The organism is Vibrio sp. 1S139, from assembly GCF_041439475.1.
GTDB classification, from domain to species: domain Bacteria; phylum Pseudomonadota; class Gammaproteobacteria; order Enterobacterales; family Vibrionaceae; genus Vibrio; species Vibrio crassostreae_C.
The window spans coordinates 148,833-162,658 of record NZ_JBGOOD010000002.1 but is presented as its reverse complement, the minus strand read 5'-3'; the positions used below and the strand labels follow the sequence as shown (position 1 = coordinate 162,658).

At 46.6% G+C, this 13,826-nt stretch carries 7 protein-coding genes and 1 pseudogene; 3 read left to right on the top strand and 5 right to left on the bottom strand.

Going from position 1 to position 13,826, the window contains the following annotated elements; translation table 11 throughout:
- Positions 1-56: 56 nt before the first annotated feature.
- Together ACED46_RS01535 and ACED46_RS01530 are read left to right on the top strand one after the other, a co-directional pair.
- A pseudogene (locus ACED46_RS01535) lies at positions 57-740 on the top strand (PKD domain-containing protein); the annotation flags it as partial.
- A 151-nt stretch (positions 741-891) separates the two neighbouring features.
- On the top strand, positions 892-2,448 hold the full coding sequence (locus tag ACED46_RS01530) for a M28 family metallopeptidase (protein ID WP_371720788.1): 1,557 nt from the start codon (positions 892-894) through the stop codon (positions 2,446-2,448).
- 143 nt (positions 2,449-2,591) lie between these two features.
- Here ACED46_RS01530 and lhgO read toward each other — a convergent pair whose 3' ends face one another.
- From lhgO to ACED46_RS01510, 4 genes are all read right to left on the bottom strand, one after another.
- Positions 2,592-3,806: an L-2-hydroxyglutarate oxidase gene (gene lhgO, locus ACED46_RS01525; RefSeq protein WP_229647602.1), complete on the bottom strand. Its 1,215-nt coding sequence runs from the start codon at positions 3,804-3,806 to the stop codon at positions 2,592-2,594.
- 26 nt (positions 3,807-3,832) lie between these two features.
- Positions 3,833-6,010 (bottom strand): TRAP transporter permease, encoded by a 2,178-nt coding sequence (locus ACED46_RS01520; protein ID WP_229647601.1) that lies wholly within the window; start codon positions 6,008-6,010, stop codon positions 3,833-3,835.
- 184 nt (positions 6,011-6,194) lie between these two features.
- Positions 6,195-7,208, bottom strand: coding sequence for a TAXI family TRAP transporter solute-binding subunit (locus ACED46_RS01515; protein ID WP_371720787.1), 1,014 nt, complete (start codon positions 7,206-7,208; stop codon positions 6,195-6,197).
- A 317-nt stretch (positions 7,209-7,525) separates the two neighbouring features.
- Positions 7,526-8,866 carry a sigma-54-dependent transcriptional regulator gene (locus ACED46_RS01510; RefSeq protein WP_371720786.1) on the bottom strand — a complete coding sequence of 447 codons (1,341 nt, stop codon included), beginning with the start codon at positions 8,864-8,866 and terminating at the stop codon, positions 7,526-7,528.
- Positions 8,867-9,096: 230 nt separating this feature from the next.
- Between ACED46_RS01510 and ACED46_RS01505 the strand changes: the two genes are divergently transcribed.
- Positions 9,097-11,160, top strand: a complete 2,064-nt coding sequence (locus ACED46_RS01505) for a sensor histidine kinase (protein WP_371720785.1) — start codon at positions 9,097-9,099, stop codon at positions 11,158-11,160.
- A gap of 119 nt (positions 11,161-11,279) precedes the next feature.
- On the opposite strand, the gene ACED46_RS01500 is transcribed toward ACED46_RS01505, so the two are convergent.
- Entirely contained in the window at positions 11,280-13,730 is a 2,451-nt protein-coding gene (locus ACED46_RS01500) for a family 20 glycosylhydrolase (protein WP_137001596.1), read from the bottom strand.
- Between the last annotated feature and the right edge of the window lie 96 nt (positions 13,731-13,826).

Here is a 13,826-nt window from a genome sequence, read left to right as displayed (position 1 = left end):
ACATTACGTTAGACGGAATTTACGCTGAGCTTAGTGCTTAAGGTTCTGTCTATGATGTCGGTCTAGATTATGCGCCAAGCTCTCAAGAGAATATCTGTAAGAGTGAAAGCGTAACCGATGAAGTATGTGTAATTGAAAACCCAACAGCTGGTCGCTACACGGTGAACATTCTGGGTTACTCAGATTACGCAGGTGCAAATCTGAAAGCATCGTACGGATCAGGCAATGCTAACGTACCGCCAGTTTCTTCTTTCGAACACACGGTCGTAGGCAAAGAAGTAGAGCTGCGCAGCACAAGTTCGGACAGCGATGGTCAGATCGTTTCTTACCAATGGAACCTAGGCGATGGCAACACACAAACAGGTGAAGTGACTCGCTATACCTACGCTGAAGCTGGCGACTACGTGGTTACTCTAACCGTGACAGACGATGCAGGCGTTGCAACATCAACAAGCAAGTCGATTACGATTGAAGGGGACTCAGCGGAAGGCTTCCCATTAAAACTGAAGTTTGGTAACAAAAACCCGAATGGCAAAGCTCGCGTTAAGCTGGCATGGGATTACGACACCAATGACTACTTCGTGATTAAGCGTAATGGCAAGAATGTTGGTGCTACAGACTTTAACTCATACGTCGACAAGTTCCGTCACAACGGCACAGTGGATGTGGAGTACCAAGTATGTACCTCAAGCGATATCTGTTCAGAAACCAAGCACTACCGTTTCATTAAAATACAATAATCGTTAGTAAATTCAGGGCTCCGAAAGGAGCCCTTTTCGCTATTTGGCTAATGAGCTATTTAGCGAATGAAACGTCTACATGAAAAACCTACGCATTACACAAAAATCGAACCCATCAACATAACAATACTCACCATAAAAAGGACGACAAATGGCTATTCAAAAAAGCATGCTAGCTTTAGCTGTGCTCGGGGGATCGTTAACCCTAATCAACAGTACTGCGGCTTACGCATCCCTAGGTATCACACCACCAGCGAACGAAGAGGTTTGGATCACCACCGATGCGGACGCACAACATATTATGACTCAACATGGCGCAACGGTTTACCCAGGCGTGACAGGAAACAAGCATTCCATCGTCGCGAAAATCAACCAGAAAGAGCTCGCAAAACTCTCCAGCCACATGCACGAAGAAACTCACCGTTGTGGTGGCTACATGGTGCACGAAGACAAAGCAAGCGCACTCAAAGCCGCAGCGATGCCACTGACGATGAGCAGCTTCGAAAAGCCGGTGATCAGCCATCAAGACACAGTGAACGACCTACTCGCTCAGGTCGAGCCGAACAACATGGTCACGACCATAGAAAATCTAACCAACTTCACCAACCGTTTTTATACTACTTCTACTGGTGTTGCTGCTTCGGATTGGCTTTTAGAGCGTTGGGAAACAGAAATTAAAGACGTGCCGTATGCCTCTGCACGCCAAATCACACATGCTGAATATCCGCAAAAATCTGTTGAAGTGACACTGCTTGGCGCGAAATATCCTGCAGAGATCGTCGTGGTTGGCGGACACCTTGATTCAACGGTTGGTTCTTGGACAAGCGAAGGCACCATCTCACCAGGAGCCGATGATGATGCGTCAGGCATTGCAACGGTAACAGAGTCGCTTCGCCTGATGATCGCCAGTGGTATTCAGCCAGACAAGACCATTAAATTTTATGGTTATGCAGCCGAAGAAGTGGGATTGAGAGGCTCACAAGATGTCGCCAACGCTTTAAAAGATGAGCAAGCCAACGTTGTATCGGTATTGCAATTAGACATGACCAACTACAACGGTTCAGCGCACGATATCACCTTCATCACGGACTACACCGACAGCAACCTCACCGCCTATTTAAGCGAGCTGATCGACACTTACGCGAGCGACATCAGTTACGGTTTCGATGATTGTGGCTATGCCTGTTCTGACCACGCCTCTTGGCACAATGTTGGCTACCCAGCTGCCATGCCATTCGAAAGCATGTTCAATGATTACAACCCAAGTATTCACACTGAGCACGACACGCTTGAGAACTCCGATCCTACGGCGACACACGCGACCAAGTTCGCCAAACTAGCCATTGCTTACCTTGTCGAAACCAGCCTTGATTCACCCGTTGCAGGCCCTAAAGAGCTGCAAAATGGCGTGCCTGTTAAAGGACTTACTGCAGGATATGGTGAAGAGCAGTTCTTCACATTTACGACTCAAAGTGCAGGTCAGTTAACGGTAACATTAACCGGCCCTCGAAGTGGCGATGCCGACTTATATGTGAAACACAACGGCACCGTATCGAAAGCGAACTACGACTGCCGCCCATACCAGAACAGCAGCAACGAACAGTGTGTATTGAACAAGCCAGCGGGTGAATTCAGCATCATGGTGCGCGGTTACCGTAACTTTAGTGATGTCACCATCGTCGCTAACTTCGTTCCTGATTGGCTTTAAGGTTGGTTAATTGACTAACAATTAAACCTAGCAAACACGGCTAAAACTAAAAATCCGCAAGCCCACGATCATAAATAGATTGGAGCTTGCGGATTTTTTATTGTCTTCGGAGAGCATCTCAACTTAATAACCTTTAGTTATCATCAAGCCGTCTTTTTCATTACCTTGCCACAGATGTACTCACCAATCGGCATTGCAGAGGTCGCAGCCGGTGATGGCGCGTTACATACATGTAAGCTTCTTGGGCTTTCGGCAAACAGGAAATCATGGACCAAGGTGCCATCCTTCAGTACCGCTTGAGCACGAATCCCAGCAGGATAAGGCTTAAAATCATCAACCGTAATACTCGGGCAGTATTTGTTCACTAGCTTTAGATATCCCGGTTTCCACCACGAGTTCTTAAACTCGACCAAACCCGTTTTCAAGTGATTCGCAGTCACTTTCCAAAAACCCACAAAGCTCAGCATCTGCCAAGTGTCCTTGAAGCTAAAGTTAAGCTTGCCATAACCTTCTCGCTTCCAGCCTTGAACTGCATTTGGCCCTACTGTTACGGAGCCATCAATCATGCGTGTTAAATGCACGCCCAAGAAAGGCAGTTCTGGGTCAGGGATCGGATAGATAAGATGATTCACCACTTGGTTGTGCTTAGCGTCTAACTGATAATACTCACCGCGATAAGGCACGATTTGGAAGTCGGTTTCGATGTCTAACATCTTGGTCATTCTATCGGCCATCAAGCCAGAACACGTGATCAAGAATCGACTGTTCAGTTGAAGAGTCTGACCATCTACTTTGCACGTTAACTGCACTTCATCTTCTTGCTCATCGGCCATGATCACTTCCGTACCAAGGCTAAGCTTACCACCCGCCTCAACAAACTCTTGAGCCATCACTTCGGTGACTTTTTTGTAGTCGACGATACTGGTGGTTTTGACATAAATCGCACCCAAACCCGTGATATTTGGCTCGGCAAGTTTGAGCTGAGCTTGATCCAACAAATCAACATCAATATCGTTATCGTGGCAACGCTGATAGAGCGCATTCATTCGCTCCACTTCTTGCTCATTGGTCGCGACCAACAACTTACCGCAGTTTTCGACGGGGATATCGTGTTGGCTACAAAAGGCGATGGTGCGCTCTACGCCGCGTTTACAAAAATCCGCCTTTAAACTGCCCGGAACGTAGTAAACACCAGCATGAATCACCCCGCTATTATGGCCAGTTTGGTGCTGCGCGAAACCACGTTCCTTCTCGACTAAAAGGATACTTTTATCAGGGTGAGCTTGCTGTAATTGCCAAGCCGTCGACACGCCAACAATGCCGCCACCAACGATAATATAGTCGTATATTGAGTTCATAATATTCCTACATTCAATCCTTTTAATTATAGGGAAGACGCGACAGTGTTAGACCCGGTTTGAGGTAACTTTTTTTCCTCACTTTCTGATTCCATTTTCACTTGATTAGCATCGTATTTACGACCGCTGTAGATAAAGATGCCAACAAAAATGGCAACACATACCAAACGGATCACGACTGAAACATCAGGCCATACTAGAGCTATACCTACCGCAACCAACGCTACTCGAGTAATAATATTAACTTCGCTCTCTAGATAACCTTCAATCGCCGCGATAAACGCGTAAGTACCAATAACAGCAAAGCCACCCGTGACTAACACGGAGATCACATCCCAACTTACCAAGTTAGTGTAGGCAATCAACAATGGTACTAAATACAAGCCTTTGGCTATCTTCCATGCCATTAATCCCGTTCTCATCGGGGGTGTTTTAGCAATGGTTGCAGCCGCAAATGCAGTTAAACAAACAGGCGGAGTCACGTTGCTGTCTTGCGATAGCCAGAAAATGATCAAGTGGGCAGAAAGCAGTGCAAGGCTGATCGCTTCTAAGCCAAGGCTCTGTTCAAGCAGAGTTTCCACAAAATCAGCAGGGACTAACGCAATCATCTCTTTGGCTGTTTCAAGTGCCATTGGCGCGTTCAGCAAATCAAGCTTATCTGGCGCAGCCAACATGAAGATAGCTTTCGCCTGTTCCGGTAACTGTCCCGAAACCAACAGGTCGAGCAACTGACTTTCAGCAATCAGTTTATACAAAGCTGGTGCAGACAGAGTACCCAACACGATATAAGCCGCGGTTACTGGTAAGCCCATGCCCAGAATCAAAGACGCCAGTGCAATTAAGGCGATCATCACCAGTAACTCGCCATTCGCCCAGCTGTTGATCATCAAAGAGAAGGTGTTACCAATTCCCGTAGTGCTAATGACATTAACAACTAGACCAATACCCACTAGCAACACAGCCGTGGTCGCCATGTTTTTTGCGCCTTGAGAAAGCGCTTCGATGATCGCCTTTGGACCCATTTTGTGATTTTTAGAGAACCATGAAGCCACCACGACAGACAGAATCGAGATGCCCGCAGCGTAAGTCGGCGTAAAGCCCTTCACCAACAGAGTCACTAACACCGCTAATGGGATCAGGTTGTGCCAACCCGACAGCAATACTTTCAATAGAGGCTCACAGCCAGAAGTCACCTTTTGCACACCACTGCGTTTTGCTTCGATGCGCACGAAGAATGCCACAGACAAAAAGTAGATAAGCGCAGGAACGAAGGAAACCGCAATAATATCGACATAAGGAATTTGCGTGTAAGAGGCCATGATGAACGCGCCCGCACCCATCACAGGTGGCATCAGCTGCCCGCCAGTAGATGCAGCCGCTTCAACACCTGCCGCGAAGCGCGAAGGGAAACCTGCCTTTTGCATCAAGGGAATACTGATCACGCCCGTCGATACTGTGTTTGCTACGCTCGACCCGGAGACTGAGCCCATCAAGCCGGAGCCAATAACGGCAATGAAACCAGGGCCACCAATCACTTTGCCCGCCGCGGCACGGGATACATCAATAATGTAGTCGCCGACACCAGATCGAACTAAAAATGCGCCAAATAAGATGAACATGAACACGAAGGTCCAACTGATTCTTGAGATCGAACCAAACATCCCTTCTGATGAATAAAAGCTTCGATAAAGTAACGTCTCAAGGCTTAAACCCGGAAAATGAAAAATACCGCTGGTCCATTGTCCCCAAAGCACTACATAGCTTAAACACACTAAGATAAGCACTGGAATGAACCAGCCCATAGTGCGTCTAATCAGCTCGATGACGATGGCAATCGCCAAGATAGAGAAAAACCAATCACTGGCGATAAATTTTACGCCTCGGTCATAAAGGGCGTCTTCTGCGAAGGGGATATAGATAAGACAAGCCAGAGCCGCCAAGGCAATTCCGATGTCGACAGCCAGCGCTATCTTGCTATTTTTCAGCGAGATATGAGCGGGATACCAGAGTGCACAAATGATCGCAAAGCCAGCGAAGTGGGTCGCCGAGATCCAAAGCTCAGGCAAGGTAGATAAGGTGTTAAACCAAATGTGTAACAACGAGAGGAGCACTCCCATTGTCGTTATTGCTTTGCCCACCCACGGAAAATCCGTTCGGGTCGGCAGTTCAAATTTTTTCAGTTCCTGCTGCAGCGAATCGCTCATAGAAAACTCCTGCTCTCCGCAGCAAACACGAAGAGAAAATCCATAAAGTGAGGAGGTGCACGAACACATTCTTGAGCGAACGTGCACCAAGCAATTAAGTCACGAAGGGGTTAGTTGATGACAAACAGCTAGTTCGCGACAAATCATTAGCTCACGAACCAATAGTTACCTGACAAAAGATAAGCTAGTTAACGATCAACTCAGAAGGGATCTCGATGCCCATCTCTCGATAATAACGTGCAGCGCCTGGGTGAAGAGGAACAGGCAGACCTGCGATCCCTTTCTCAAGTGCCATTGCTTTGGTTGCTTTATGGATACCTTGTAGGAAAGGTAGGTTTTCATAGATAGCTTTGGTCAGTTGATACACATCTTCTTCAGAAATGTCTTCACGAACCGCTAGGAAGTTAGGTTGGGCAATCGTAGTAATTGGTTTATCGACACCTGGATAAGTGTTTGCTGGGATCTCATACTTGGTCCAAATATTGTAATCACCATTCGCTTGTTTGATTTGTGCATCGGTAAACGACAAGATTTGAATATCTTCACCCAGTGCTGCAAAGGCTTGCGTCACCGCACCAACAGGAACACCAGCAGGCGTGTTCATACCATCAATTGTGCCATTTTGTAATGCGCTCGCACTGCCACCATAACCCATAAAGGCGAGTTTAAATTGTTCTGGGTCCACGGATAAGCCTTGCATGATTTGACGACCTGAGTTTTCAGTCCCAGAGTTCTTCTTACCGATAGAGAATTTCTTACCGTTTAGGTTCTCTAGATCGCTTACCGTACCTGTTTTTGCTAGATCTGAACGCACAATAAAGTGTTCTACGTTTTGCCATAACATGGAAACTGAACGCAGTTGAGTTTGTCTGCCAGATTTCTCATATGGCCCTAAACCCTGCCAAGCCCAAGCACCATACAAACCTTGTAGAATAGCGAACTGAGCTTCGTTCTCGTTCAACAACTTTACGTTCTCACCCGAGCCCGCAGAGCTGATAGCCGCTAAAGAAAAATGCTGCTTAGGCGCAAGCTTAACTTTACTCAATGTCGCTAAGGCCACACCCACTGGATAATAGGTACCACCCGTTGAAGCCGTCGCTAAAATATAGCTGCGATCTTCTTCAGCTGACGCATTACTGATAAGGCCAAGAGAAGCCATTGCTAGCGCTAAAGTTTTAACCAGCTTGTTGTATTTCATTGTTACTCTCCATGTAGGGTTATTCACGTTATATTTTTGTTAACAACAATAGATAGCAAGCGTAATGCCAGTTTTTAACTATTTGTTTTAATTTACTTTTATTTTAAAACCTATTCAAAATAAGCCGTTTTTTGCTTATTCCCCTGTTATTAAGTAAGCCATTTTTGGCTTATCGGCTACCGGAATTAACACCTGTAGATCGGGAAGCAAGTCACACCATGTTGCAGTTGTGTGATCAATGTATGTAAATTGATAAATATGCAATGAGCCATTTATTGCTCATTAAAAATCAACAAGCACTGCGATGAAGCCGCTCTCTAAGGGTCAACATAGTCACTTCGATTTAACCCATAACGCACCATCTTTTGGTTCAATATTCGACGAGGTAAATCCAAATCTTGCATCACGTCATTGATACGCCCTTTATAACGAACTAAGGCATCATGAATCACTTTCCTTTCAAAGCTCTGTACTTGAACCGCCAAAGGGATGCCCGCCGTTGTGGACTCTGTGACAGAATTGGGACGACACGCCAAAATATCCCCAACGGTCAAGCTTTCATCCAATGCAAAACGAATCGCAACATTACGCAGTTCACGCACATTGCCCGGCCACGCATACGAGAGCAGTGCATAGCGATCAGCCTCACTGGCTATACGTGTTTCGGAATTGGCTTCTTGGGTGAAGTGTTCAAACAAAAGTAAGGCATCTTCTTCACGCTCACTGAGTGGAGGCAAATGCAGCTGGGCAACATTCAAACGATAGAATAGATCTTGGCGAAAGTCGGGGTGATTCAGTAGATCGCTTTTCGAGGCAGAGACCACTCGTAGATCAACATGTTGTTGCTGATTCCCCCCCACGCGTTCGACGACATTATCTTGCAAGGTGCGCAGCACTTTTACCTGCATCGACAGCGGCATACTCTCTATTTCATCAAGGAACACTGTACCTTTGTCGGCAAATTCCAGCTTACCAATGCGTCGTTTGGCCGCACCAGTAAACGCTCCGGCTTCGTGTCCAAACAGCTCGCTTTCAAAGAGATTTTCTGGGATTGCGCCACAGTTGAGCGGAACAAACGGATGGGTTTTACGTTGGCTGAATTCATGTAAGCAAGAGGCGACCAGCTCTTTACCACAACCCGTTTCACCATAGATGATCACGTTGGTGTCTATGGAAGCGACTTTCTGGATTTGCTCGCGCAGTTCACACATCACCTTACTGCGACCGATCAGCACCTGCTCAATGCCCTTAAGGTTATCCAGATAGTTCTGACGACTGTTTCTGTCTTGGCCACTTTGATGTTTATCTACCGCTTCCGATACCGTTTGAGACAGACGCTCTGGGTCGAATGGCTTCTCAATGAAGTCATAGGCACCTTGCTGTAAGGCTTTCACCGCCATATCGACATCACCATGCCCAGTAATCAAAATAACAGGCACATCTGGCACAAGACCTTTGAAACGCCCTAGCAGATCAACACCATCAATATCAGGTAAACGAACATCGGTGATAATGGTTTGAAAATCACCCTGCTCTACGGCGTTTAACGCATCTTGTCCTACTTCAAATGCGGTGACATCGAAGCCCGCCAGCTGCAACCATTGGCTGGTTGCTTGACGCACAATCGCGTCATCTTCAATTAAAGCAATACGCTGCATAGTTTGGTTCCGCCACTCTACATCTGATTAATATCGTCCACGGTATGTAAAAAAACCTCAGACGAAAAGGAGCTAGCTCCCACTTTGAATAACACTCCTTTAACAGTTTAATAATGTTTGTTAGCTTCGATTTGTCTCACTCTCCATTCGCTTAAAAAGCAAACATAAAACCTTGTCAAACCACTAGCTCAAAGAGGCAAGCCACTAATTTTAAAGGGATTTGATCAGAAATGATGAATAACAATCGATATTGGTTATTCCTGTGTACCTGTTTATTGATTGGTTTGGTGCAGGTCACCACCAAGAATGGCATCAGCCAGTGGAAGCTTGAACAAGCCCAACGCTATGCCGAACAGCGCTTCCTTGGCTACATTGCCGAAGCAAGGCGAACCCTTAAGCGTTTCTATTATCTGCCCTACCTAGTAACCAATGATGAAACCAGTGTGCGCTTCATTGATGGTGAAGCCCGCCTAGAAAAACGCATTAAGAAGCAGCTGATTCAATTGGATAAAGCCGCCAACACCAAGGGCTGGTATCTGCTTTCTGGCGAAGGGGACTTGTTGGTATCGAGTGTTGAAAGAAGCAAACTGAGCAATAAGAACGCCAGTACAATTGTTTCGAAGATCCACCAACAAGGTGGTGCGATTTCAGTGGTGACAAAAAACAAAGGCGTGACACCCGATTACTTCATAGCGGCACCCGTATATCGAGCCTCTGATGTGGTTGGCATTGTCGCGGTGCAAATCGATTTGTCATTGTTAACCGATCAATGGTTTGCCGATGGTGAGGCGATACTGTTTCAGAACCCTCGCGATCAGTTCTTTCTCTCCAGTGACAACAGGTTGAGTGCCGATTGGTTCAATGACACCTTCAATTCTCAGCCCACAGCGACAAAACGTGAGCTGTATGACCAAACCCATATTCGCGTGTGGCGATTGCTAGATAAAGATTACCTAATTCAGTCCATCAAGTTAGACGATCTGAATTGGCGTTTAACCTACCTAACGCCATTAACCAGCCTCAACCAGACCACGAACTGGATCAGCTGGAGTGTGGCGGTTGGCTGTCTTTTCATTCTGTTACTGTTGGTTATTCTTTACCAAAGACGCCAGAAAAAGCTCAGCAATCTGAGAATCCAAAAGCTTATCGAAGAGTCTGAGAAACGACTGTCTGGGATGATCAATAAAACCCATGTTGGGTTAATACTGATCGATAAACACGGACGCATTCACGATATCAACCTGATGGCGAAGAACTACTTTTCACTATCTGATTCAATGATCAATAACATCAAGGCGTGGCAGTTATTTGAGGCAGGTAACCCGAATTCAACCACCTTGCAACTGCTCAAAAACTTAGAGCAGCATCAAGAGCTGGCCGAGATAACTAGCGTCGAAACCATGGCAAGACGCAGCGATGGCAGCTACTTCCCTGTTTTATTCTCTATTAGCGCCTTTCCTTGGCATGCGACGACTTACTACCTGTGTACCGTAATCGATATCAGCAAACGTAAGAAAGCCGAAATTGCGGTGCAAAACGCCAATAAAACGCTACAACTGCGGGTCGAAGAGCGAACTCAAGATCTAAAAGATGCGCAGCAAGAACTTGTCGAATCTAGCAAACTGGCTGCACTAGGGCGGATGTCGAGTGCGATTACTCATGAACTCAATCAGCCGCTTACTGGCCTAAAAACCCTACTTTCGAGTAACCAGTTGCTGATGGAAAGAGGCGAGACTAAGATGCTGAAAGCGAACATGGATCTGGTGATGAGCCTAATCGACCGAATGGCTAACATGACTAGCCAGCTGAAGTCATTCGCCTTTCAAAGGCTTGAGAAACCTTATCCTGTTTCCCTAACAGACGCACTGCAAGAAACCCTGCGTATTCATCAAACCGAGCTAGACAGCGTCGATATTCGTGTGCGTATCGCTTCCAATATTTCGATGGTAATGGGAGAAGAAGCACGACTTCGCCAAGTGCTTGGTAACCTGCTTAGAAACGCCATCGATGCTACTCAGAATCAAACACCCGCGACCATTGTTATCAGTGCACATACCGATCAACAACGTGTGATCATCAAGGTGCAAGACAATGGCTGCGGTGTATCAGAAGACCAACTCGAAACCATTTTCGAACCGTTTCATACCAACAAAAAAATGGGCGAAGGTTTGGGGCTGGGGTTAGCTATTACAGCCAACAATGTACGGGATATGCAAGGCACCTTGATAGCAAAGAACAACCCAGACCAAGGCATGACATTCACATTAACGCTGAAGAATATAGATAGTGAGTAGTTACTAACAAAAAGCATTAAATCGCACCACATAAAGAAGACAGAACTAAAAAACCGCCCACAGAGGGCGGTTTTGATTCACTTATTAGCGTATGACTTATCAGTTAATCAATTCGCGACTTACTCAGCTAGCTGCTTTAACAGTAACTCAGTCGGGCGAACAATCGCGATGATTGATTCATCATAGATTTTCGCCGAATCAGACAGTATCGCTTGGTAGGCATTCACGTCTGCTTCTCTTACTTTCTCGCCTGCTTGTGCTTTAGCAATCAAGGTTAACGCCAAGTCTGCCACTTCAACGGTTTTCTCTGCAACCACCACAGTCTCTACCGAAGATACGTTGCCAACGAAGACAGTTTTAGCCGCTAGTGCAGCCGATTTTGCTTGCTGATAATGCTCAGCAAGTTGCTCAAGTACTTGTTGATTGCCTGTCGCCATGTCATTGACCAAGTCTTGCATCTCATACACGGCGTAGCTTTCCACAGGCAGCGCATCAACGAAGCGGTTTAAGCGCTCGTATTGGCTGTATAAAGTGCCCTTAGGTTCCGTAGAATTCCACTTCTCCCAGTTGCGAGCGTAGTATTGAGCAGGCTCGGTGTATTTAGCTAGCACGCGCAGGTCGTGAATATCTTGGCCTTTTGCAATGCGCTTCAACAACATGTCAGCATCGGCGTGGTGACGTAACCCAACCGACACTTCCGACCATGTATCCATCGCTTTCATGCGCTTATACATGCTTCGTTCGTCGGTCAGTTCTGCATCCGACCAAAAACGCTCTGCAATTGCATAGCTACGTGGCCATAGGTAGTTTTCAACCGTGAGGCTGTCTTTGTTCTCTAGCCACATGGTGATCTCGCCGCCTAAAATCAGCTCTTTTTCTTTGTCGGTTAACTCTGCAGGGTAGCCACCATTTGGCTCAGGGATCACGCTGCCTTCAACATCACTGCTCGCAATCACTTCACCTGTGGTTGGCCAGCGCACGTTACCAATTAACTGATAGCTGCCTTCCGCAAACCCATTTGGATTTAGGTTCAGGTTGAACTCGGTGTACGACATGAAGTTATCGAAGTGGCCGACAAAGGTTTTGCCCGGCACGTAATCAAGGATGTAGATCTCTTCACGAGACTTGCCGTTGTAATCACTGAATGCGCGGAACGTGCCGTCTTTTGCTTCAATCATGGTCAGTGTTCCCTTACGTGGGCTGCCTTTAGAACGAGGTTTCTGCCATTGGTAAGTCACGAATTTTTCGCCACTGTGCAGCTTATCGTCAACCGTGATGCCGCTTGGCATTGGATCGTTGCGATAATGGTAACTAGTTGGCTGAGGTTGATCTAGGTAGTAACCCGTAGAAAGAATACCTGGGTAGCCCTCTTTCGCTGCACGACCGATACTATCGTGCCCTTGCCAGCTTTGAATCACGATAGAAGTTGGCAGATCTTTATGCCAGATCTCATCCCAACCCGTCATCTTCTTACCGCGCTCTTCGAGCATCTTCTCAACTTTTACATTGAGGTAAGACTGCAGGCCACGCTCACCATCGATATTATTCTCTTCAATGAACTGTTGGTGCTTTTCGCTGTTTTTCCACTGCGCATAGTTCGGCTCATCGCCACCGATGTGGAAATACTCGTCTGGGAACAGCTCGGTCACTTCATCAAATACGTCGCCCAGCATTTCATAGAGCTCTGGATTCAATGGGTCCATTAATGGTTCAAACACGCCCCAACCACGCTCTTGCTCATAGCTTTGACCTTCACCACCCGACATCAGGCGCGGGTAAGCATAAGCAACCGCAGAAGAGTGACCCGGAAGAGACACCTCTGGAATCACACGAATACCAAGATTACGCGCGTATTCCACTAAGTAACGGACTTGGTCTTTGGTGTAGTAGTTACCATCAGCGGTTTCAGACCACAAACGTGGCCATGATTCGGTTTGAATGCGAATACCTTGGTCGTCCCAGAAGTGCCAATGGAAAACGTTCATCTTCGCCGATGCCATCGCATCTAACTGACGAATCAGCACATCGAATTCGATAAAGTGACGAGAGGTATCGTAAGAGACACCACGCCAGCGGAAGCGAGGCTCATCGACAATCGTGACAGCAGGAATGTGGTAGCCAGTCGCTGTGGTTTCAACGAGCTGTAAAAGGGTTTCGATGCCGTGAATTGTGCCGTATGGACTTGGAGAGCTCAGCGTGATTTGTTCGCCCTGAGTCGTAATTTTGTAGGACTCCACAGAATCAATGTTTTGTACTTCAGATTTTGGCGCCGCGTCGATATCAATGATCAGGTTCGCTTGGTCGGCGCTATCAACCTGCCAGTTTAGAATAGGTACACCAGTCTGGCGCTCAAGGCGGTCAATAAAGCGTTTCGCCGTGTATTCAACACGGTCAGAGTTAAAGCCTTTGATGTAAACCTTGAAGTTGCCATCAACCTTAACCTGCCCAGCTTTCAGCTCGACTGTTTGCGGGTACGGCATTAAATTTAGATCGGTACTTGGAGCCATTGCTAACGCCATTGGGGACACTACTGAACCTGAAATCAATAGGGATAATATAGTTTTTTTCATTATTAGTTTTCCTATATAACGGGCGTTCTGTTTTGTTTATCGGAGGCAATTCACAAAACAGAACCATCAACCACTGCTGTTGTTTATCTTTATTTA